We start from the raw sequence: 22,862 nt of genomic DNA, 5'->3' as shown, positions 1-22,862 counted from the left end.
CGCGCCCGTTCGATCGGAACGGCTCGACCGGACCAGCTCGGCGCAACCCGGTTCGACTCAGATCAGCTCGACCTAGATCCGCTCGACCTAGATCAGGAACAGCGTAGCCAGGCCGAGGAAGATGAAGAAGCCGCCGCTGTCGGTCAGCGCGGTGATCATCACGCTCGACCCCATGGCCGGATCGCGGTCCATGCGCAGCAGGCCCATCGGAATCACCACGCCCATGAAGGCGGCGAGCAGCAGGTTCAATGTCATCGCCAGGGTCATCACCAGGCCGAGCGCCGGGTTGCCGTAGAGCAGCCAGGCCACGATGCCGATGACGCCGCCCCAGATCACGCCGTTGATCAGGGCGACGCCCAGTTCCTTGCGCAGCAGCCGCTTGGCGCTGGCCGGACTGATCTGGTCGAGCGCGAACGCGCGCACGATCATCGTGATGGTCTGGTTGCCGGAGTTGCCGCCGATACCGGCGACGATCGGCATCAGTGCGGCGAGCGCGACCAGTTTCTCGATCGAGCCTTCGAACAGGCCGATCACGCGCGAGGCGATGAAGGCGGTCACCAGGTTGACCGCCAGCCACAGCCAGCGGTTGCGCACCGAGCGCCAGACCGAGGCGAAGATGTCCTCGCCCTCGCGCAGGCCGCCGCGGCTGAGCGCCTCGGCCTCGCCGGCCTCGCGGATCACGTCGACCATCGCGTCGATGGTCAGGCGCCCGATCAGCTTGCCTTCGCCGTCGACGACCGGCGCGGTGACCAGGTCGTAGCGCTCGAACGCCTGGGCGGTCTCGGTGACGTCGTCTTCCGGATGGAACGTGTTGGCGTCGGCCGCCATGACCTCGCTGACGTTCCTGGCCGGGTCGTTGACCAGCAGCCAGCGCACCGGCAGCACGCCGGTCAGCAGGTTGTCGCCGTTGACGACGAACAGCTTGTCGGTGTGGTCCGGGATTTCCTTGAGCCGGCGCAGGTAGCGCAGCACGACCTCGAGGCTGACGTCCTCGCGGATCGTCACCATGTCGAAATCCATCAGCGCGCCGACCTGGTCCTCTTCCCAGGCCATCGCCGACTGCACGCGCTCGCGCTGCTCGGCGGTGAGGCGCTGCATCAGCGTGTAGAGCACGTCCTCGGGCAGGTCCTCGGCGAGGTCGGCCAGCTCGTCGGCATCGAGTTGCTCGGCGGCGGCGAGGATTTCCGGCGTGTCCATCTCCGCCAGCAGCGACTCGCGGACCGCGTCGGAGACCTCGAGCAGGATCTCGCCGTCGCGATCGGACTTGACCAGGTTCCAGATGCTCTGCCGGTCTTCCTGCGGCAGCGATTCGAGGATGTGCGCGATGTCGGCCGGATGCAGCTGGTCGATCTCGCGCTGCAGCTCGGCCAGGTTCTGGCGATGGACCAGGTTCTCGACCAGGTCGTGGTGCAGTCCTTCCTGGCGATGGGCCAGGCCCTCGACCAGCCGGTGCCGGCGCAGCAGCTCCTCCACGCGCGCGAGGTGGCTCTGCAGGGTGGTCTGCGGCTTGCCGGCTTCGACTTCGGTCATGGCGATCGGGATGCGGCCGGCACCGGCGATCGGCGGGGCCGGGCGCTGGACGTCGGTCGGGGGTGGGGGCGGCCGCTATTGTCGCCTTTCGGCCGTTCGACGAAAAGAAATTCCGGCGTGGTCCGGTTACGGGCCGGCGGCGGGCGGCCTTCGCTTCTCGCCCTCGGCCAGGGTCCAGTCGACCAGGTGCGGGACGACCTGGTCGAGGGCGGCCTCGAACGCCGGGAACAGGCCGGCGACATCGCTCGACGCGGCCGGGGCCGAGGCCTCGAAGCTGCGCGTGGCGAAGACGCGGTTGGTGGCGAAGTCCAGCAGGCTGGCCTGGAAGCGGACGACCGCGCGCGCGCCGCCGGTGTCGATCTCGGCCTGGAACGCACGCAGGTCGATCGACAGGCCGATGTCGGCGTGCAGGCCCGCGGTGGCTGCACCGACGCCGAGGATGCGGCCGGAGCGCTCGAACCCTTCGACGACCAGGCCGCGCAGCAGCTGCGGCGCCGGGTCGCGCCAGCGGGCGGCGGGATAGATCTGCAGCACGCCGGGCGACGGCATGACCACGATGCGATTGGAGTCCAGTGCGCTGCTGGTCAGCGGCGTATCGATCGCCAGCTGCCAGGCGACCGGGGCGCCGGCCGTGGACGGGGCGGCGCTCAGGCGCGGCGAGTAGATCGCGAACGGGTCGCTCTTGCCGGTCAGCGAGGCGCAGGAGGTGAGCAGGGCCGCTGCCAGCAGGCCGGCGATACGGATCATCGGGATGCTCATCGCGGCGAGTACTCCTTGGGTTGGTCGTTGCCGAGCAGCAGGCTCTCGGACCGGGCCAGGCGGTCGCTGAGCTGCTTGAACGCGCGCAGCGTCTCGCGCAGCTCGGCGATCGTGGGGCCGACCTGGCGCAAGCCCTGGTTGCCGAAGCTGTCGATCGCGGCGCGGTTGTCGTCGACCAGGCCGCTGACCGACGCGGCCACCCGGTCGACCGAACCGATCGCCTTCTCCGCCGCGATCATCACGTTGCGGGCGTCCTCGCGCACGAGCCGGTTGGTCGTCGTCGCCAGCTCGCTGACCGTGCGCAGCGAGGACTTGAGGTCGCCGGTGGCGTCGGAGAGCTGGCGCAGTGCGGTCGTCAGGTCATCGCGCTGGCCGGCCACGCTGTCGACGATCTTGTCGACGTTGTCGAGCACGTGGGCGACCCGGTCGACGTTTTCCTCGGACAGCAGCTGGCCGATCCGGTACAGCGCGTCGTTGATGCTGGTGACGATGTCCTCGCCGGAATTGAGCAGCTGCGAAAGCGCCGACGGATCGGCCGGGATCACCGGCACCGGCGTCTCGCGGGTCGGCTCCAGGGCGACGCTCTGCGGCGTGCCGCCGCTGAGCTGGATGAAGGCCACGCCGGTGACGCCCGCCAGCGCCAGCTTGGCGCGCGTGTCGTGCTTGATCGGCGTCGACGCGCCGATCCGTACTCGGGCGATGACTTTGCGCGGGTCGTCGGGCGCGAGCTTGAGCTGGCTGACCTCGCCGACCTTGATGCCGCTGTACTGCACGGCGCCACCTTGCGAGAGCCCGGTGACGGCCTCGGTGAACACCACGTCGTACTCCTTGAACGCGCGGTCCTGGCTGGTCTTGGACAGCCACAGGACGAAGCCGGCGGCGAGCACGAACACGAGGATCGCGAAGGCGCCGATCAGTACATGATGCGCACGGGTTTCCATGTCAGTTCCTCTTCGCCGCCACGGCGGCGTGCTCGGCCGCGCGGCCGCGCGGCCCTTGGAAATAGTCGCGGATCCACGGTTCGTCCTGGCGCTCGACCTCGGCCAGCGGCGCGTTGATCAGCACGCGCTTGTTCGCCAGCACCGCCACGCGGTCGCAGATCGTGTAGAGCGTATCCAGGTCGTGGGTGATCAGGAACACGGTGAGGCCGAGGCTGTCGCGCAGGGTCAGGATCAGCTGGTCGAATGCGGCAGCGCCGATCGGGTCGAGGCCGGCGGTGGGCTCGTCCAGGAACAGGATGTCCGGATCCAGCGCCAGCGCGCGTGCCAGCGCCGCGCGCTTGACCATGCCGCCGGACAGCTCCGACGGAAACTTGGCACCGGCCTCGGGCGGCAGCCCGGCCAGGCCGATCTTCAGCGCCGCCAGCCGGTCGATCAGCGTGCGCGGCAGGCCGTGCCGCTCGACCAGCGGAACGGCGACGTTCTCGGCCACCGTCAGCGACGAGAACAGCGCACCGTTCTGGAACAGCACGCCGCACCGCTGCTCGATCGCCGCGCGGCGTTCCCCGCCGAGCGAGCCCATGTCCTCGCCGAACAGCTGCACGCGGCCGGCGCGTGGCCGGTTGAGGCCGATGATCGAGCGTAGCAGCACCGACTTGCCGCTGCCGGAGCCGCCGACCACGCCGATGATCTCGCCACGCCGGACGTCCAGGTCGAGGTTCTCGTGCACGACCTGTGCGCCGAACTGGTTGCGCAGACCGCGGACCTCGATGACCGTTTCGCTCACCAGCCGATCTCCATGAAGAAGATCGCCGCCAGCGCATCGACCAGGATCACCACGAAGATCGACTGCACGACGCTGGAGGTCGTATGCGCGCCGACCGATTCGGCACTGCCCGACACCTTGAAGCCTTCCAGGCAGCCGATCGCGGCGATCAGGAACGCGAACAGCGGCGCCTTGGCCATGCCGACCCAGAAGTGCTTGACCTGGGTCATCTCGTTGAGGCGGTGGACGAACATGCCCGGCGAGATGTCCAGCGTGTAGATGCACACCACCGCGCCGCCGACGATGCCGGCGACCATCGCCAGGAAGCTCAGCAGCGGCATCGAGATCAGCAGGGCCAGCACGCGCGGCAGGACCAGGACGTCCACCGGGGAGAGTCCCATCGTGCGGATCGCGTCGACTTCCTCGCGTGCCTTCATCGAGCCGATCTGCGCGGTGAAGGCACTGCCGGAGCGCCCGGCGATCATGATCGCGGTCAGCAGCACACCGAACTCGCGCAGGAACGAGTAGCTGATCAGCTCGACCGTGAACACGGTCGCGCCGAAGTCGCGCAGGATCGTCGCGCCGAGGAACGCGACCACCGCGCCGACCAGGAAGCTCAGCAGGGCGACGATCGGCACCGCGTTGAGGCCGGTCTGCTCGATGTGGAAGAACAGCGAGGTGACGCGCCAGCGCTGCGGCCGGACGATGCTCTGCGCGAGGCTGGCCAGGATCAGGCCGATGAAGCCGACCAGTTGCGCAAGGTCCCGCCAGAGGGTCTCGACCGCCTTGCCGGCATTGGCGAACAGCTCGATGACACTGTTGGGCGCGCGCGGCCGCGACGGGCGCGTGTGCATCGCCCGGACCACCGTATCGAGCAGGGCGCGCTGGCGCGCGCCCAGGCCGGCGAAGCGGTCGGCCGACCCGGTTTCGCCGCCGAGCTGCAACAGCAGGCTGGCGCCGGCGGTGTCGAGCCGGCCGATGCCGCTGGCGTCGAACACCGGTGTCGCGGCGGCGCGCCGCTGAAGCTGCTCGACCTGTGCGGCGAGGGCCGGCGCGCAGGCCAGCACCCAGTCGCCGGCCAGAGCGATCCGTGTTCCGTCGGGCGTGAGGGTGGCGGTGCCGGGCTGCATGCGCGAAGCCTAGCAGCTTGCGAAGTCGTCATGGATGCGGCCCGGGACGTCCCGTTCCGCTTCAGCTCAGCAGCATGCAGGCCAGTCCCGCCAGCGTGCAGGCGACGCCCGCCAGCCGGCGCCGATCCAACGGCTCGTGCAGGAACAGCCAGGCCAGCAGCACGATGAAGACCGACGAGGACTCGTTCAGGATCGAGGCGACCGAGGCATCGGTGAACTTGTAGCCGCCGAGCCAGAGGATCATCGACAGGTACTGGCCGAGGAAGGCCGCGGCGAGCAGCAGCCAGCCGTCCCGTCCGCGCAGCGAGAAGGCCCCGCGCGAAAGCGGTTCGCGACCGAGCGCGAACAGGCCCAGCATGCCGAGGATGGCCCCGACCAGGCGCAGCGCGACCACCCAGAGCAGGGGTTGCGTCTCCAGCGTGCGCTTGATCATCACGATCGCGATCGCCATCAGGGCGATCGCCGTCGCGCCGAGCGCGACGCCGCGACGCAGGGCGCGGCGATCGACCGGCCGGCCGGCGGCGTTCCCGCTGACCAGCAGCACGCCGGCCATCACCAGTACGAATCCGACGATCTGCAGGGCGCCCAGGCGCTCGCCCAGGAACACGAACGACAGCACGATGACCAGCGGGCTGTAGAGGTTGCCGATGACGCCCATGTGGCCGGCGCCGAGCGCGTTGAGCGCGCGGAAATACAGCGTGTCCGCCACGGCGATGCCGATCACGCCGGACAGCAGGGCCAGCGCGATCGCGCCCGTGGTGAGGCTGGGCCAGCGCAGACCCTCGACCAGCAGGACGGTCGGCACGACCATCGCGAAGACCAGCAGGTTCTTGAACAGGTTCAGCCACAGCGGGGGCAGGGTGCGCCCCAGCCGCGTGTAGATGACGACGCCGCCGGCCCAGGCCAGCGCGCTGCCGATTGAAAGTGCTTCGCCCAGCCCCATGTGCCCGCGCCGCGCCGCGCAAAAAGCGGCATTATGAATCAGTCGCATGTACCGAAACGGCCTGATGCCCGCCGAAGCAGCCCTCACTACCCGGATCGAGTTCGTCGTGGAACTGGCCCGGCGCCTGCACGAGTATGGGACGGCCGCCCCGCGCCTGGAGGACGCGATCAACCATGTCGCGGCGCGGCTGGGGCTGGACTGCAACATCCTTTCCACGCCGACCTCGATCGTGATGTCGTTCTCCGACCGGCAGCGGCCCGGCAGCCTCGCCGACGTGACCCAGGTCGTGCGGCTGTCGCCGGGCGAGGTCAATCTCGAGCGGCTCTGCGAGGTGGACGAGATCGCCGACCGCGTGATCGACGGGCAGGTCGACCTGGTCGAGGGGCGGCGACGCCTGCGCGACATCGGCGCGCTCCGGCCGTCGCTGCCGGCGAACCTGCTGCTGGTGGCGGCCTACGGCGTGGCGTCGGCCTGCGTGGCGATCATCCTGCGCACGGCCTGGCCGGCGGTCGCCACCGCCGGCCTGATCGGCCTGGCGACCGGCGCCATCGCGCTCGGCGCCGCCAGCCGGCCGAACATCGCCGCGGCCTTCGAGGCCATCTGCGCGCTGCTGGCGACCCTGGTCGCCACCGCGATCGCCGTCTATCTCGTGCCGATCGACGTCCGCGCCGTCGTCATCGCCAGCCTGATCGTCCTGCTGCCGGGGCTCTCGCTGACCACCGCGGTGCGCGAGCTCTCGAGCCAGCACCTGATTTCAGGCACCGCCCGCATGGCCGGGGCGATGGCGATCCTGCTCAAGCTCGCGTTCGGCGCGGTGGCGGCCACGCAGCTCGGTGCGCTGTTCGGCTGGATGCCGCCGCCGATGCCGGCTGCCTCGGTACCGGTATGGGCCGAATGGGCGGCGGTGGTGGCGGCGGGGCTGGCGTTCGCCGCGATGTTCCGCAGCCCCGGCCGGTACTACCCGGTGGTGATCGCGGCCGTGGTGCTCGGCTATGTCTGCACGCGGGTCGGCGGCATCTTCGTGTCGGCGCCGTTCGGCGTGTTCCTGGGCGGCCTGATGCTGGGCGCTGCCAGCAATGTCTTCGCACGCGTGTGGAAGCGGCCCGGGGCGCTCCTGCGCGAGCCGGGCATCATCTTGCTGGTCCCCGGCAGTGTCGGTTTCCGCACCCTGAGCTTCGTGCTCGAGCGCGACGTCATGCTCGGCCTCGACACGGCGGTGACGCTGTTGACGCTGTTGATCGCCCTGGTCGCCGGCCTGCTGTTCGGCGACCTGCTGGTACCGCCGCGCCGCAAGCTCTGAGGGCGCGCCGCCGGCCCGCGAAGGCGGGGCCGGCGGCGCGTTGCGGGCATCGTCAGAAGCGCAGGTTGGCCGACAGCCAGAAACTGCGCCGCTTGTCCTTGATGCGGTAGTCGTCCAGGCAGGTGTAGGCGTCCTGCAGCTCGGTCAGCTCACAGGTCTGCGCGATGAAGTCCTTGTCGAACAGGTTGTTGACGCGGCCGTTGATCGTCATCCAGTCGGTCGCCTTCCACGACGCGCCGAGGTGGAAGATCGCGTAGTCCTCGTAGTAGCTCTCCTTGCCGCTGGTGACGTTGTAGTCCCGATAGCGCTTGGAGCGGGCCTCGCCGATCAGCGCGAGGCTGACCGCATCGCTGAGCTGCCAGTCCAGCGTGCCGTTGAGCATGTGCTTGGCGGGATTGCCGGTGACCGGCCGGCCCTTCTGCGGCCCGCTCTTCTGCTCGGAGTCGGTGAAGGTGTAGTTGCCGCGCAGCGTGAAGCCGGCCGGCAGCTCGACGCGGCCCGCCAGCTCGACGCCGCGGCTTTCGGCGCGATCGATGTTGATGCTCTGGCTGAAGGTGGTGTAGCCCAGTTCCGCCCAGCCGGGCCCGATGTCCACGCAGTGCACGCCGGCCGGTGCCACCTCGCAGTTGGGCACGCTGTCGCCGGTGGCGATCTTGTCCTTGAACTTGCTGACGAAGACGGTCGCATTGAAGCTCAGGCCGGTGCCGCTGTCGTAGTAGGCCGCCAGCTCGGTGTTCGTGCTGGTCTCCGGCTGCAGGCCCGGCGAGCCGACGAACGGGCTGACGCCCTGGCCGCCGAACCCGGTGATGCCGGGAAACAGCTGGTTCGGCTTGGGCGTCTTGTAGCCGGTACTGACGCCGCCCTTGAGCGTCCAGTTGTCGGCGGCGTTCCAGACCAGGTAGCCGCGTGGGCTGAAATGGTCGCCGAAGATGTTGTGGTCGTCGTAGCGCAGGCCGAACGTCGCCGTCAGCCGGTCGGTGAGGCGCCAGTTGTCCTCGGCGAAGACCGCCCACTGCTTGTGCTTCTGCGTGGTGCCGTCACGGAAGCCGCCGCCGTCCATGCCGAAGGTGCCGTCTTCCATGTCGGTGTCGTTGTACTGGCCGCCGACCGTCAGCTGGTGATCGCCGAAGAGCATCTCGAGCTTGCTGTCGAGGATGGTGCCGTCGAGTTCGAGCACGCGGCGCTGGCGCGGCAGGAACGCCTCCAGTGCCGCCCGCTGTTCGGCGGTCAGGTCGCCCAGGCGCGCGTTGCCGCAGTACGGGTTCCCGCCGCCGGCGACGCAGGCGGCATTCCACAGCGCCTGCAGGTCGGCGCGCTCCTCGATCGTCAGCGGCAGCGAGCGGCCGAGGTTGTTGGTCTTGCTGCGGGTGATGCTGGTCTCGCTGGTGCCGAACGACCACCGGCCGACGTGGGTGAAGGCCAGCTGGTCGCGCTCGTAGCGCTGCTCCCGGGTATAGCCCACGCGGGGCTGGACCACGCGGCGGACGATCGTCGCGGGATTGTCGGAGCCGGGCGGGCGGGTCGGGTCGAAGTCGGGGTTCGGGATCGTCGCATTGCCGGTCCGCCACAGGCTCTCGATGCTGTCGAGCGTGCCGGTCTGGCCTTCGGAGTTGTCGTACTTCTGCCGCGCGACGTCGTAGTCGACCCACAGGTCGTGGTTCTCGCTCGGCGTGAACGAGAGTCGCAGGCCGCCGTTCCAGTTGGTGTTGGCCACCTGCTTGCCGCCGTCGCCGAAGCCGAGCGAGCGCTCCCACAGCGTGCCGTCCGGCAGCGGCAGCGGATCCCATTCCGGGTTCGAGGCCTGGCGCTTGTAGAGGCTGCCCCGCAGCGCCAGGCCGACCTTGCCGGGCACGATCGGGCCGTTGAGATACAGGTCGGTCGTGCGGTCGTTGCCGAACTGGTCGTCCTGCTGCCAGGTGCGGCCCTGGGTCAGCGAGCCGTGCCATTGCTGCGCGACCTTGCGCGTGATGATGTTGATGACGCCGCCCATCGCATCGGACCCGTACAGCGTGGACATCGGGCCGCGCACGACCTCGATGCGCTCGATGGAGTCCAGCGGCGGCAGGAAGCTGTACTGGCCACCGCCGAAGTTGTTCGGGTACAGGTCGCCGACATTGCTCTGGCGGCGGCCGTCGATCAGGACCAGCGTGTAGTCCGCGGGCATGCCGCGCATGCTGATCGACGCCATGCCGTTCTTGTCGGTCGACTCGCCGACGTCGATGCCTTCGATGTCGCGCAGCGCGTCGACCAGGCTGGTGTACGGGCGCTTGGCGAGCTCGGCGCGGCTGACCACGCTGACGCTGGCGGGCGCATCGGTGATCTTCTGCTCGAAGCCGGCCGCGGTGACGACCACCTGCTGCAGCTCGGTGGCATCCGCCTCGGCAGCGGGCTGCGCGGCCAGGTGCGGAGCCGCCAGACAGGCCACGACGGCCAGCGCCAGCAGGCATCGTGGCGGCAGGGCGGGCCGTGCTGCAGGAAGGTTCGGAACTGAAGAAGTCATCGTTGGATTCCGTTGGATGAAAGAAGGCGTGGCGACCGGCCGGTGTGCCGGGCGCATGCGCACGACGCCGGTGACGGGCGGCGCGAAGGGCGTCGGGCGGAGGGACGTGCCGGAGCGGATGACGGCCGTGTGCCGTCAGGGCATCCGGTCGAGGATGGGCTGGAGGGATCAGCGCGCTTGCGCGCTTCTCAGCCGAGCGGTGGTGCGCGGCCGCGGCAGGCCCGCAGGAAGCGGGATTCGCCGCGAAGGGGACCGGGCGTTGCCGGCCGATGCAGCTCGACCGGTACGACCGGCGGCCCTTGGCAGGCCATCGCCATGGCCGCAGCGGCAGGGTCGCGCTGCGGCGAGACGACGTCGGTTTCGACGCGCCGCCGCTTGCAGGGCTCCGCGTCGTGCTGGCCGGTGTCCGGCTCGGGTGCCTCGTCGGTCGGGGCCAGCAGCATGCGGGCCGGGCAGTCGATGTCGTCCGCTGCCGCGGGGTGATCGCCGTCGGCACCGGCCCACGCCGGCATCGATCCGCTCGACAACCCGCCGGTCAGCAGGAGCGAGAGAACCAGCAGGACGCGAAAACAGTGCCGGAACGGGACGATGGACACGAGAGCCGAATGAGGGGATGCGCTGCCGCGCAAAGCATGAGCGAAACAGAAATTCTAATGAGAGCCGTTAGCATTCGCAACTGTAGGGCCCGCCAGCGCGTGCGTAGGGGGATGATTCATTCTGAAAATGTTAATTGTTCATCCCGCTTTCACGACCGAGATCCCGCCATGACCCGCACGCATGCCGCAGTTCGCTCCCTCTCCGCTCTCGCCCTGGGCATCGGTGCCGTCCTGGCCGTGCCGGTGGTGCAGGCCGCGCCTTCGCAGGCGCTCGACCGCATCAGCATCTGGCTGGGTGGCTATCGCGCCGATGCCGACCTGGATCTGACCTTGCGCGAGAACCAGAGCGGTGCCGAGAGCGGCCGGCTCGACGTCGGCGACTTCAAGGACACCGTCGGCCGCGCGCGCCTGGACTTCCTGATCATGGATTCGCAGGGGTTCTCGTTCGACTACTACGGCCTCAAGCGCGATCGTTCGCTGACCCTGCTCGAGCCGTTCAGCTTCGGCGGTACCGATTTCGACGCCAATGCCGTGCTCGACACGCGCCTGCAGATGGACTTCGGCAACGCCGCGTACCGGTGGTGGTTCGGCGGGGAGCGGACGGTGTTCGGTTTCGGCCTCGGCGCGGCCTGGTATCGCCTCGACGCGCGTGTTCGCGGCGAAGCCACCTTCGACGGCCAGACCGCCATCGTCACCGAAGGCTACAAGGACGACGCGGTGGCACCGCTGGTGCAGCTGGGGTGGCGGCATGCGTTCTCCGACAACCTGCGCACCTACATCGACATCTCGGGCGTCAAGAAGAACGGCGGCTCCCTGGAGGGCCACATCTACAACGGTTCGCTGGGCGTGGAGTGGTTCCCGTGGCAGAACCTGGGCCTGGGCGCCGAGTACAGCGTGTCGCGGATCAAGCTCAACGGCAGCGAAGGCAGCCTCGACGCGACGGCCGACATCAAGCTCAACGGGCCATCGGCCTATCTGCGCCTGCGCTTCTGACGCCGCTCCCGCTGCCGGTCGCGCAGCGGCAGCGGCACGGCCGCGCCGGCCGTCGCCTCGGCCCTGTCAGCGCGGCAGGTCGCGAACCCAGTTGCCCTCGTAGCGCCAGCGCGTGGCGGGCGAGGGCTCTCCGGTTCCCGGCCAGAGCACCTCGGCCAGTCGCGGGATCCCGGCAGCGTCGACCGCTGCCAAGGTGCTGGCGCGGGTCCCGTAGTGCTCGCCCTGTACTAAGACCGGCGCCAGGCGCCGCTCCATCGCCAGGCCCACGCCGGTGTCGGGCAACTGTTCGTCCGGCGGCTGCCAGGTATCGGCCAGCAGGGCCAGCAGGGTGTCGTCGCTGCGATCGGCGCGCGCCACGGCTTCGGCGAAGCGCCGGCGCAGGCGTTCGGTCTTGGGCCATTGCGTGCCGAACCGGCCGTTGCTGACCACGTGCACGCCGGGCTCCAGCCGATGGATCGCCGCGCTGCCCCCGGCGAGCAGCCAGGCGCCCTCGGCGTCGCCGACGATGAGGTTGAACGGGCCGTAGGTTTCGATCTGCGCCCGCACCTGGGCGAGGAACGCATCCGGGGACACGCTGCCGCGGACGTAGTCGCCGACCAGCAGGCCGCGCGATCGCGGTGCCGTCGCCGGCAATCCGTTGCGCAGGTTGGTGACCGCGGCGTAGCGGCCGCCACCTTCGATGGCGAGCCACGAGCCGCCGGCGACCAGGTCACGCCCGCCGACCACCTCCGGCGTGTCCGTCCAGGGCGCGGCAGGCAGGGATGGGCGGCCGCGGAACTCGTCCCGGTTGCCGAGCAGCAGCAACGGGCTGGCCGGAACGTGCTGGACGGCGATCAGCAGCAGGCACATCGAGCCGGCCTAGCTGCCACCTTCGGGCACGGCGCGCAGCCGCTCTTCGAGCATGCCCACGCGCGGGTCGGCCGGGTTCAGCTTGCGCACCGATTCGAGCGCCCGCGTCGCATCGGTGCGCCGGCCTTCGGTGATGCGTGCGGTCGCCTCGTCGATGAAGGCGTTGACCAACTGCCCCTGCAGCGGCGCGATGGCCGGATCGGCCGGGGCAAGCTGGCGCAATACCTCCCACTCGTCGCGGGCCTCCAGCAGCTGGCCGGCCTGCAGGTGCTGGGCGAACAGCTCGCGTGCTCGGACCGACAGCGCCGACAGGCCGCGTTGCGCCTCGGCATTGTTGCGGTCGATCGCCAGTGCCGCGCGGTACTTGTCATAGGCGCTGACGCCGGGCGGGACCAGCAGCCGCCCGGCAGCCGCGGCTTCGCCGGCTTCGCTGACCAGGGTGCGGACGCGTTCCTGGGCGGCGACCGTCAGCGGCGCCTGTGCCCGGTCGATCGCCAGGCGTTCGCGCAGCTCGCGCAAGCGGTTGCGCGCCCCGGCCGTGGCGGGAAGGCCCGGCGCGATGCGCTCGGCCTCCGCCAGCAGGCGATCGGCGCGTTCGGAATTGCTGTCCTCGATGGCCGCCTCGGCCTGGATGACCAGGGTCTGGGCGGATTTGCGCAAGCCGTCGCTGGCCGCAGCGTCGGTGGGCCGCCGCGCGAGCACGGACTGGAACAGCGTGACCGCGTTGTCGCCGGCGCCGGCGACCTGGCCGGCCCGCAACTGCGCCTGGGCCTGGGCCAACGTCCGATCGATCTCGGCTTGTGCCGCTTCGCGCGCCTGGGTCAGCTGGCCCTGGAGCTCGGGCAGGCCCGGGTAGTCCGGCAGTACCTCGCCGAGCTCGCCGATGCGGCTGGCCGCCGCGCTGGCATCGGATTCGGCCAGTGCCTTGCGCGCTGCGGCTGCCAGTGCATCGGCCGCCTTGCGCAGCCCCGCCTTCGCCAGCGCGTTGTCGGCATCGGCGGCCAGGATGCGGCGATACTGGTCCACGGCGCCTTCGGGCCCGACGATGCGCCCGGCGTCGAGCGCCGCCTGTGCCTGGCCGAACAGGACCTCGATCTCGGTGCCGCGCGACTCGAGCCGGCCCAGCTGGCGATCCAGGTCTTCGACCGCGGTGCCGCCGCCGAGCAGTTCACGGGCCGCCGAGATCGACTCGCGCGCGACGCCGAGGTCGCCGCGCCCGAGCGCATCGCGGGCGCGTTCGAGCAGGCGGTTGCCGACGTTGCGCAGACCGTTGCGGGCGATGTCGTTGTCCGGCTCGCTCGAACGCGCACCCTCGAACAGTTCGCGCGCGCTGTCCGCGCTGCCGCTCAGGCGGCCCGCCTCCAGGGCGTGCTGCGCGCGCGCCAGCGTGTCGTTGAGCTCGGTGTTCGGCAGCAGCGTGCGCAGCCGGTCCTGGTAGTTCCAGGCGCCGAAGCCGGCGGCGGCCAGGACCAGTCCTGCCACGGCCAGCCCGACCAGGTTGCGCCGAAAGGGTGCACGCGGCGGCGGGGTGGCCGTGCGGGATGCGCGCGCCGGCCCGTTGGCCATCGCCACGATGTCGTCGAACCGGCCCATGCTCGGCTCGGAGCGCTGCCGCTCGGGCGATTCGCCCGGCAGCGCGAAGGTGACGCCTTCCGGCGACGACGGCGATACCCGCGTTTCCGGCCTGCGTGCTTGCCGGCGGACTTCGCGGGGCTGGATGTCGGGCAACTGGGGCCACTCGCCGCTGGCCGCCCGCTGCTCGATCGCGCTGATCGCCGCCGCGACCTCGCGCCCGCTCTGGAAGCGATGCTCGGGTTCCTTCGCCAGCAGCTGCTCGACCAGCGGCTGGAGCGGCGTCAGCGGCTCGGGCAGGGTCGGGATCGGCTGGGTGATGTGCATGATGCCGACCGCCAGCGAATCGTCGGCATGGTAGGGAACGCGTCCGACCAGCATCTCGTAGAGCACGATGCCGAGCGCGTAGAGGTCCGAGCGGCCGTCGATCTGCCGGCCACGCGCCTGCTCGGGGCTCATGTAGTGCGGCGTGCCGACGACCGCGCCGGTCTTGGTCATCCGCGTGACCGTGTCGCTGGCGCGGGCGATGCCGAAGTCGGTCAGGACGCTCGAGTCGTCGTCGCGCAGGAGGATGTTGTCCGGCTTGACGTCACGATGGACGAAGCCCTTCTCGTGCGCGTAGTTCAGGGCGCCGGCGATTTCGCGGACGGTGCGCAGCGCGAACGAAACCGGCCGCGGATGGCCGTCCTTCAGCAGGACCGGCCCGCCGGCCAGGTACTCCATCGCGATGTAGTGGTAGTCCCCGGCCCGGCCCACGTCGTGAACACCGACGACGTGCCGATGATGCAGCCGCGCGGCGATCTTCGCCTCGCGAAGAAAGCGCTCGCCGAAGTTGGGGTCGATCAGCAGCGCCGGCGACATCACCTTGAGCGCGACCTCGCGGTCGACCGATTCCTGGATCGCCAGATAGACCGTGGCCATGCCCCCTCGGCCGAGCTGGCGCAACAGGCGGTAGCCGGGTATCTCGATCACGTGGGCATCATGTCCGCGGCAATGTGGCGGGCGCCGGCGGCGCCCGGTCTTGGCCGTGAAGCATAGCAGCCGGCCGCATTTCAGACGATGCGGCGCGCCTCTACGACGTTGGGCAGGGCCAGCAGCCGGTCGAGCAAGGTGCTCAGCTGCCCGAAATCCGCCACCCGGAGGCCGAGGTTCATCTCGGCGATGCCGCGTGCCTCGTCGAGCCGGGAGTGGATGCCGAGCAGGTGGACCTTGGCGGCGGCGACCGCCGCGGTGACGTCCTTCAGCAGGTCCTTGCGGTCGTAGCCGCGCAGCAGCACGTCGACCTCGTAGGACTGCGAGCCGGTTCCCCATTCCACCTCGATCAGCCGCGAACCGTCACGGGCGCGCAGCCGCGCGAGCTGCGGGCAGTCGCTGCGATGCACGCTGACGCCGCGGCCACGGGTGATGAAGCCGGTGATCGGATCGCCCGGCAGCGGCTGGCAGCAGCGCGCCAGTGCGGTCAGCAGGTTGCCGACGCCTTCGACGATGAGGTTGCCGCGGGTTTCCCTGGCCGGTTCCTTGGGCGCCGGTGGCGGACTGGACACCGGCGGCGGCGCGGATCGTTCGTGCAGGATGCGGGCGATGTGGCCGGGGGTGACGTCGCCGAGCGCGAGCGCCTCGTGCAGCTCGTCCTGCGACTTGAACTTGAACAGCGCCGGCAGCTCGTCGAGATGGACATGGGACAGGCCGACCCGCTTCAGTTCGCGTTCGAGCAGCGCCCGGCCCGCCGCGACGTTCTGGGCGAGGTCGATGCGCTTGAACCAGGCGCGGACCTTCTCGCGCGCCCGGTGGGTGGTGAGGTAGCCGGTGTGCGCGGACAGCCAGTCTCGCCGCGGTTCGGCGACCTTGCCGGTCAGGATCTCGATGCGGTCCCCGGTTTCCGGCGGATGGTTGAGCGGAACGATGCGGCCGTTGACCTTGGCGCCACGGCAGCGATGCCCGACATCGGTGTGCACGTGGTACGCGAAGTCGAGCACGGTGGCACCCCGCGGCAGGTCCTTGACCTCGCCCTTCGGGGTAAGCAGGTAGACGCGATCGTCCATGATGTCGGTGCGGAACCCGGCCATCAGCGCGTCGTCGTCGTGTTCGTCGCGGCTTTCGAGCAGCTGGCGCATCCAGGCGACCTTGCGCTCGAAGCTGGCGTCGCCGCCGCCGCCTTCCTTGTAGCGCCAGTGGGCCGCCACGCCGAGCTCGGCCTGCGCGTGCATGTCGGGCGTGCGGATCTGCACCTCCAGCGGGCGCCCCTGCGGACCGATCACCGCCGTGTGCAGCGACTGGTAGTTGTTGCCCTTGGGGTTGGCGATGTAGTCGTCGAACTCGCCGGGAATGAACGACCAGAGCGCATGCACGGCGCCCAGCGCGAGGTAGCAGGCGGGCACGTCCGCGACCAGGACGCGCAGCGCGCGGACGTCGTAGAGCTCGGAGAACTCGACTCCCTTGCGCTGCATCTTCCGCCAGATCGAATAGATGTGCTTCGGCCGGCCGGAAATCTGCGCCGAGATGCCGGCCTGGCCAAGGGCGGTTTCCAGTTGTTCGCGTGCCTGCCGGATCCAGACCTCGCGATCGTTGCGCCGTTCGTCGAGCAGGCGGGCGATGCGCTTGTAGGTCTCCGGCTGCAGGTAGCGGAACGCGAGGTCCTCCAGCTCCCACTTCAGCTGCCAGATGCCGAGGCGATTGGCCAGCGGCGCATGGATGTCGAACGTCAGTTGCGCGAGCGCGCGGCGCCGCGGCTCGGGCCAGTCGGCCGCCTGCTGCAATCGCGCCGCCTGGCGCGCCAGCAGGATGAAGACGACGCGCAGGTCGCGGATGATCGCCAGCAGCAGCCGGCGCAGCCCCTCGGCGCCGCCGCTGACGCCGCCGGCATGCAACTGCCAGATCCGTTCGGCCGCCTGCTGCCCGTCGAGCAGTTCGCGGACCGCCACCGGAAAAGTGGCGAGGTCCTTCGCGGAGGGCGCGAGGTCGGCCAGCACCATCGCGTGCAGGATGCAGGCGGCGGCCGCATCGGCTCCGACATCGAGCTGGTCGAGCCGCCGCAGCGTGGCCGTCAGCTCCGGGCCTGCGCCCAGGCTCCAGCGCTCGCTTGCGGCGGCGTCCTGGGTCAGGGCGGCTTCGAGCAGGCGCGCCGCGCGAGCCGCTTCGCCTGGCAGCGATTCGGCCGCTGGTAGAGAAGGTGCGGTCGCTTGTTTCACGGCGTGGAGGTTCGAGACGAGATCCGAAACGAAAAGAGCGCCCATCAAGGGCGCTCTCGGTCCGATTGAGGCCTTGGGTGGACGAAGGCGAGACTACTGCGGCGGTACGCTGAAGACGACGTTGTCGCCGACGAAGAGGTCCGCCTTGGGCGCGCGCGGATCGACGAACACCGCCGCACCGGCGAGCGGCGCGGAACCCAGGGGCTGCGTGCCCTGGACGACGCGGTGGACGATGATGAAGCGCCGCTTCGGTGCGCTGTCCAGGTAATAGGAGAACTCGATGTTGCCGGTGGTCACCGGCGCGTTCGGGCAGAGGGTGCGCAGGTCGAGGTTGCCCGACGGGAGCTGGTCCAGCTCGCAGGACCAGGCCACGTTGCCGAGCCGCGTCGCGTCGTAGGCGTCCCTGACGCGCATGTTGACGTTCGGATTGGTGCTGTTGATCCGGTTCTGGCCGTAGACCTCGAACATGTACATGTACACCCACATGCCACCGTTGGTATAGGTCTGGGTCAGCATCCTCGGCGCATAGGTGCCGGACGAGGTCAGCCCGGTCACGGACGCCACGACGTTCTCGGTCGTGCCGTAAGGGTTGGCGGGCAGGGCCAGCTCGAACGCGTCATAGAACAAGCCGCCCTGGAACGGCGACATGGTCCAGCCCTGTGCGCTGGCGGCGTGGCAGACCAGCGAAGAGGTTCCGCCGAGACCAGTGTTGTTGATGCGCAACTGGTTGCCGCCGGCGCCGTAGGTGAAGCTGTTGACGTCCTTCGCCGTCGGCAACGCCCATCCACCGTACTCGGGGGTGAGCGTGATCGCGGTGAACTGCGGACTCTGATTCGGCGCCAATGGGTTGGCGCAGAGCAGGAAGCCGCTGGTAGGGACGCGCAGCTCGATGGTGCCGTTGCCACTGGCATAGCTCATGCCCGGCGCCGTGATCGTCATTGGCGGCAGATCCTTGACGAGGACCGAGGTCTGTGCGGAGGCTGCCGTGCACAGGAACGTGGCACCGGCGAGGACGATCAAGCTTGTTACGGACTTCGATGAAAACATTCAGGCGGGTCTCTGGCAGCGGGAGCACAAGGCACATCTCTAGCCGTCACGGGCAGCCGTAACGGCAACGAACGAACGGGGCTGTCACGCCATGGAGTTTCCCCAAGCCGGTCGCGCACCCATGTACCGCGTGAGCACGGTTGGCGCCATGCTACACTCGCGATCGGGGCAAGTGTAACGCCTTGTTTTGTCTGCTGCATCTGTTAAGTTCCCATTTTGAACGCGACCCCTGCCGCTTTTTCATCCCTCCGGCCTCGTCCGTCGATCGAACCCATGCGTCCAATTCGTATACTTCTGTGTCTGGCTTTTGCGTCGTTTGCGGCCGCCGCCGGCGCTCAGTCCGCGTTTTCCTCGCTCGAGGAACGCATGTCCCAGGGCGATTTCAGCGCCGCGGGCCTCGACAAGCTTTCCCCGGAGGAGCTGAAGTTCCTGAACGACTGGCTCCGCCGGCAGGGAGCCAGCATTCCCGAGACCGTCGTCGGCCGTCCCGCGGCCTCGCGCTACTTCTATCCGGAAGGCACCCAGCGCGAAGCGGTGACCAGCCGGATTGCCGGCGACTTCACCGGCTGGCGCGGCAATACGGTGTTCAAGCTCGAGAACGGCCAGGAATGGCAGCAGGTGCAGACCGGGTTGAACGACATCAGCCTGTCCTCCCCGGCCGTCAAGATCCAGCCGATGATGTTCGGCAGCTGGCTGATGGAAGTGGAAGGCTGCGATTGCCGGCTGCGGGTGCGTCGCATCCGCTGACCGGCTGACCGGTCGACCTTCACCGGCGCCCGCGCGGCGCCCGGTGTGCCTACGAGGGCAGGGCGGCCACGGCCTTGGCCAGCCGTTTCGGAGACACCGGTTCGGCGGTCTTCAGCTCCTGCGCGAACACCGAGACGCGCAGCTCCTCGACCAGCCAGCGCAGTTCTTCCAGCGCCGCCGCCTCGACACCGCTGGCGCGGCGCTTGAGGTACTCGCGCCAGTAGAGCTGGACGCCCAGCATGCGTCCCTGGTCGCGTGCAGGATCCTGGCGCAGACGTTCGGCGCGCAGGCGCATCGCCTGCAGGTAGCGTGGGTAGTGCGCCAGCCGTGCCGGCGCCACCTCGCGCAGGAAGCCCGGAAAGACCAGCTCCGCCAGTTGCTCGCGCAGGTCGTCGTAGTTGGCGCGGGCGAAGCCGACGATCGGCGGCTCCATCCACGGTGCCAGGGCTGCATGGGCCTCGATGATCGCCTCGGCGCGCTTGAGGCCGGCGACGGCGGCTGGGAACAGGTCGTGCGCCACGCCGGCGCGCAGTCGCTCGAACGCCGCACGGTCGCGGACCGCCAGGTCGCGATCGGCCAGGACCTGGACCAGTGCGGCCTCGACCAGGTCAGTGCGCAGGCCGTCGGCGCTGCCCAGCGGCGCCCACTTGAGGGCGACCTTGCCGTTCAACGGAAGCTGCCGGCGTGCGTGCTTGAGCTCGCCGGCCAGGCTGCGCCGCAGCAGGCGCTCGACGCCGCGACGGTGCTCGGCGAGGGCTTCGTCGCGGCGCTCGAAGACGCGCAAGGCGACGCTTTCGCCGAGGTCGACCAGGGCGGGGAATGCATCGAGCCCGGCGGGCGAGGTGACGCGCTCGGGGAGCGTGTCGAAATCGAATTCGGCGACGTCCTCGCGGGTCAGGTCGGCATCGGCCTGTTGCGAGAACGCAGCGCGGGCCGCGCCGCTCCATTGCCGCTGGATCGCCGCCAGATCACGCCCCTCGGCCAGCGTGCGTCCGTCCGTGTCGTAGACGCGGAAGCGCATCGAAAGATGCGCGGGCAGGCTGGCGCCGCCGAAAGCGCCGGCATCGATCTCGACGCCGGTGACGCGGCGCAGATAGGCCGCCAGTACGCCAGCCAGCGGCGCATCGCGGGGTGGCTCGGCTTCCACGAAGGCACGTGCGAAGTCCGGCGCCGGCACGAAGTTCCGGCGCAGCGGCTTGGGCAGCCCGCGGATCAGCTCGGCCACCTTCTCGGCCAGCAGGCCCGGGACCAGCCATTCGCAGCAGGCGGCCGGCAGCGCATTGACCAGGGCCAGCGGGACGTTGAGGGTGACGCCGTCAGCCGGATCACCGGGGACGAAGCGGTAGTCGTAGCGCAGCGCGTGCGCGGCGACCTCCACCTTGGCCGGAAAATCGCGGGCGGCCAGGCCGCCGCCACCGGCCATGACGTCGGCCAGCGACCACCGCAGGGCCGCCTGTTCGGCCGGTGACGCGCGCCGGTACCAGGCGTCGAGGGCGGCAGCGGTGTGGATGTCGGCGGGCAGCCGGCCGTCGAAGAACCCGGCCAGCTCGTCCTCCGACCGGAGCAGTCCGCTGCGGCGCTGCTTGGCCTCGATGTCACGGGCCTCGGCCAGCACGCGCGCATTGGCGCGGACGAAGTCGGCGCGGGCGTCGATCTCGCCTCTCGCCAGCGCCTCGCGCAGAAAGATCGCGTGCGCCTGGGCGGGGTCCTGCGTGCCGAACTGCACCGCGCGCTTCTCCACCAGCGTCAGGCCGAACAGCGTGACCTGCTCGTAGGCGACGACCGCCCCGCGCTTGCGCGACCAGTGCGCATCACGCCAGGCGCGCCGCACCAGGTGGGCGGCCTGCTGTTCGATCCAGGCCGGGTCCACGCGCGCGCAGTTCATCGCGTAGACCTTGGCGATATCGAGGATCTGGCCGGCCAGCACCCACTGCGGCGGCGACTTGGCCAGTGCCGAGCCCGGGAAGATCGAAAACTTGCGCTCGCGCGTTCCGCGGTACTGCCCGCGCTCGTCCTTGACGCCGACCTGGGTCGGCCAGCCCGACAGCAGGCAGCGGTGAATCGCTTCGTACGGGTCGGCGGCAGCGCCCGCGGGGGCGGTGGCGGTTCCGCGCCGGAGCGCCGCTCGTCGGGCGGTCGCCGATGGGACGCCGCCGCCGGGGGCGGGGAGGGTCCGTCGAGCTGCCAGCCCAGGCCGCCGGCGATGACCAGCAGTTGCCGGTGCAGCTCGCGCCATTCGCGCATCCGCAGGAACGACAGGAAATGGCTCGAGCACCAGTCGCGCAGCTTCGATTGCGTGAGTTCCTCGTGGGCCGTGCTGTAGGCGGTCCACAGCTTGAGCACGCCGAGGAAATCGGACTTGGGCTCGGCGAACCGGGCGTGCGCGGCATCGGCTTGCGGACGCGCATCGGCCGGTCGCTCGCGCGGGTCCTGGATGCTCAGGAACGCGGCCAGGATCAGCAGGTCGCGAAGCACGCCGCGCGCGTTGGCCTCGATCAGCATGCGGCCCAGCGCGACGTCGACGGGGATCTGCGCCAGTGTCCGGCCGACGGCGGTGAGCCGGCGCTGCTCGTCGATCGCGCCCAGCTCGGACAGGTGGCGGTAGCCGTCGCCGATCGCGCGCTCGACCGGCGCCTGCACGAACGGAAACTCGGCGACGTCGCCGAGCTTCAGGCTCAGCATGCGCAGGATCACGCCGGACAGCGAGGAGCGGAGGATCTCCGGGTCGGTATAGCGCGGCCGTGCGGCGAAATCGTCCTCGGCGTAGAGGCGATAGCACACGCCGGGGCCGACGCGTCCGCAGCGGCCCTTGCGCTGCTCGGCCGCCGCCTGCGAGATCGGCTCGATGTGCAGCCGCTCCAGTTGCGTGCGCGTACCATAGCGCTTGACGCGCGCGGTGCCGGTATCGACGACGTAGCGGATGCGGGGAACCGTCAACGAGGTCTCGGCGACGTTGGTCGCCAGCACGATGCGGCGCGGCGCGCCCGGCTTGAACACGCGATCCTGTTCCTGCGCCGACAGGCGGGCATACAAGGCCATGATCTCGGTCGCCCGGTACGTTCGCCGCGACAGCGCCAGGTGGGCGTCGCGGATCTCGCGTTCGCCCGGCAGGAACACCAGGATGTCGCCACGCGGATCCTCGGCCGTGATCTCGTCGACCGCCGTAGCGATCTGCTCGGCCAGGCCGGCCTCGCCGCGTTCCGGCGGCGGCCGCCAGCGTACCTCGACCGGGAATGCGCGCCCCTCGACCGTCACCACCGGCGCACCGTCGAAGTGCTCGGCGAAGCGGGCGGTATCGATCGTCGCCGAGGTGACGATCAGCTTCAGGTCCGGCCGCCGCGCCAGCAGGCGCTTGAGGTAGCCGAGCAGGAAATCGATGTTGAGGCTGCGCTCGTGGGCCTCGTCGAGGATCAGCGTGTCGTAGGCGCTCAGCCACGGATCGGACTGCGTCTCGGCGAGCAGGATGCCGTCGGTCATGAATTTGACCAGCGCCTGGTCGGACGTCTGGTCGGTGAAGCGCACCTGGAAGCCGACGAGGCCACCGACCTCGCTGCCGAGCTCGGACGCCACGCGCCGCGCCACCGTGCGCGCGGCGATCCGGCGCGGCTGGGTGCAGCCGATCAGCCCGGCGGTTCCGCGCCCGGCGGCCAGGCAGAGCTTGGGCAACTGGGTCGTCTTGCCCGAGCCGGTTTCGCCGGCCAGGATCACTACCGGATAGCGGCGGATCAGATCGACGATCGCATCGCCCTGGGCGGCGATCGGCAACGTTTCGTCGATGCGGATCGGCGGGACGCGCGCGGCCCGCGCCGCCACGCGCGCGCGCGAGGTCGCCACCGCCTCGGCGAGTGCGGCCAGCGCCGGGCCGGCCGGTGCGGAAGGCTGCTGGCCCTGGGCAGAGGCCAGCTTGCGCCAGCGTCCGATGAGCCGGCCGCGGTCTCGCGACTGCACGCCGTCGAGCAGGGTCCTGATGTCGGAAAGGTCGTTCATCGCTTCTCGCACGCCGG

The 22,862-nt window shown here is 70.0% G+C and carries 15 protein-coding genes and 1 pseudogene; 3 read left to right on the top strand and 13 right to left on the bottom strand.

What is annotated here, in order from left to right; all coding sequences use genetic code 11:
• Window positions 1-87 precede the first annotated feature (87 nt).
• From mgtE to I596_RS14580, 6 genes are all read right to left on the bottom strand, one after another.
• Window positions 88-1,530: a magnesium transporter gene (gene mgtE / locus I596_RS14605; protein WP_067649488.1), complete on the bottom strand. Its 1,443-nt coding sequence runs from the start codon at window positions 1,528-1,530 to the stop codon at window positions 88-90.
• A gap of 126 nt (window positions 1,531-1,656) precedes the next feature.
• Complete coding sequence (locus tag I596_RS14600; RefSeq protein WP_083965611.1) at window positions 1,657-2,289, bottom strand: ABC-type transport auxiliary lipoprotein family protein; 633 nt, start codon at window positions 2,287-2,289, stop codon at window positions 1,657-1,659.
• Window positions 2,286-3,230: an MlaD family protein gene (locus I596_RS14595; RefSeq protein ID WP_067649482.1), complete on the bottom strand. Its 945-nt coding sequence runs from the start codon at window positions 3,228-3,230 to the stop codon at window positions 2,286-2,288. Before I596_RS14595 ends, I596_RS14600 begins: the two co-directional genes overlap by 4 nt.
• A 1-nt stretch (window position 3,231) precedes the next feature.
• The gene (locus tag I596_RS14590; RefSeq protein ID WP_067652067.1) at window positions 3,232-4,017 is read right to left on the bottom strand and encodes an ABC transporter ATP-binding protein; all 786 of its coding nucleotides are present in this window, start codon (window positions 4,015-4,017) and stop codon (window positions 3,232-3,234) included.
• Window positions 4,011-5,123: an ABC transporter permease gene (locus I596_RS14585; RefSeq protein ID WP_067649479.1), complete on the bottom strand. Its 1,113-nt coding sequence runs from the start codon at window positions 5,121-5,123 to the stop codon at window positions 4,011-4,013. Before I596_RS14585 ends, I596_RS14590 begins: the two co-directional genes overlap by 7 nt.
• A 61-nt stretch (window positions 5,124-5,184) precedes the next feature.
• Entirely contained in the window at window positions 5,185-6,066 is an 882-nt protein-coding gene (locus I596_RS14580; RefSeq protein WP_067649476.1) for a DMT family transporter, read from the bottom strand.
• A 64-nt stretch (window positions 6,067-6,130) separates the two neighbouring features.
• On the opposite strand from I596_RS14580, the gene I596_RS14575 reads away from it, so the two are divergent.
• Window positions 6,131-7,366 carry a threonine/serine exporter family protein gene (locus I596_RS14575; protein WP_223303843.1) on the top strand — a complete coding sequence of 412 codons (1,236 nt, stop codon included), beginning with the start codon at window positions 6,131-6,133 and terminating at the stop codon, window positions 7,364-7,366.
• A gap of 52 nt (window positions 7,367-7,418) precedes the next feature.
• Here I596_RS14575 and I596_RS14570 read toward each other — a convergent pair whose 3' ends face one another.
• Both I596_RS14570 and I596_RS14565 read right to left on the bottom strand, forming a co-directional pair.
• The gene (locus tag I596_RS14570; protein WP_067649470.1) at window positions 7,419-9,866 is read right to left on the bottom strand and encodes a TonB-dependent receptor domain-containing protein; all 2,448 of its coding nucleotides are present in this window, start codon (window positions 9,864-9,866) and stop codon (window positions 7,419-7,421) included.
• Between the two features lie 188 nt (window positions 9,867-10,054).
• A complete protein-coding gene (locus I596_RS14565; RefSeq protein ID WP_067649467.1) occupies window positions 10,055-10,462 on the bottom strand; it encodes a hypothetical protein in 408 nt (135 codons plus the stop codon).
• A gap of 168 nt (window positions 10,463-10,630) precedes the next feature.
• On the opposite strand from I596_RS14565, the gene I596_RS14560 reads away from it, so the two are divergent.
• Window positions 10,631-11,455, top strand: coding sequence for a hypothetical protein (locus tag I596_RS14560; protein WP_067649464.1), 825 nt, complete (start codon window positions 10,631-10,633; stop codon window positions 11,453-11,455).
• A 66-nt stretch (window positions 11,456-11,521) separates the two neighbouring features.
• Here I596_RS14560 and I596_RS14555 read toward each other — a convergent pair whose 3' ends face one another.
• The 4 genes from I596_RS14555 to I596_RS14540 form a co-directional block, all read right to left on the bottom strand.
• Entirely contained in the window at window positions 11,522-12,304 is a 783-nt protein-coding gene (locus tag I596_RS14555) for an NRDE family protein (protein ID WP_067649461.1), read from the bottom strand.
• Between the two features lie 9 nt (window positions 12,305-12,313).
• Entirely contained in the window at window positions 12,314-14,848 is a 2,535-nt protein-coding gene (locus tag I596_RS18170; RefSeq protein WP_083965609.1) for a serine/threonine-protein kinase, read from the bottom strand.
• An 80-nt stretch (window positions 14,849-14,928) separates the two neighbouring features.
• Window positions 14,929-17,064 (bottom strand): RelA/SpoT family protein, encoded by a 2,136-nt coding sequence (locus tag I596_RS14545; RefSeq protein ID WP_223303842.1) that lies wholly within the window; start codon window positions 17,062-17,064, stop codon window positions 14,929-14,931.
• A 93-nt stretch (window positions 17,065-17,157) separates the two neighbouring features.
• Complete coding sequence (locus I596_RS14540) at window positions 17,158-18,003, bottom strand: hypothetical protein (RefSeq protein ID WP_150132184.1); 846 nt, start codon at window positions 18,001-18,003, stop codon at window positions 17,158-17,160.
• Window positions 18,004-18,477: 474 nt separating this feature from the next.
• On the opposite strand from I596_RS14540, the gene I596_RS14535 reads away from it, so the two are divergent.
• Window positions 18,478-18,858, top strand: a complete 381-nt coding sequence (locus tag I596_RS14535; RefSeq protein ID WP_083965607.1) for a hypothetical protein — start codon at window positions 18,478-18,480, stop codon at window positions 18,856-18,858.
• Window positions 18,859-18,907: 49 nt separating this feature from the next.
• Here the strand turns inward: I596_RS14535 and hrpA are convergent.
• A pseudogene (hrpA, locus tag I596_RS14530) lies at window positions 18,908-22,845 on the bottom strand (ATP-dependent RNA helicase HrpA).
• Between the last annotated feature and the right edge of the window lie 17 nt (window positions 22,846-22,862).

Source organism: Dokdonella koreensis DS-123 (genome assembly GCF_001632775.1).
Classification (GTDB): Bacteria; Pseudomonadota; Gammaproteobacteria; order Xanthomonadales; family Rhodanobacteraceae; genus Dokdonella; species Dokdonella koreensis.
The sequence above is the reverse complement of the archived record's forward strand: the minus strand, read 5'-3'. Positions and strand labels throughout refer to the sequence as shown.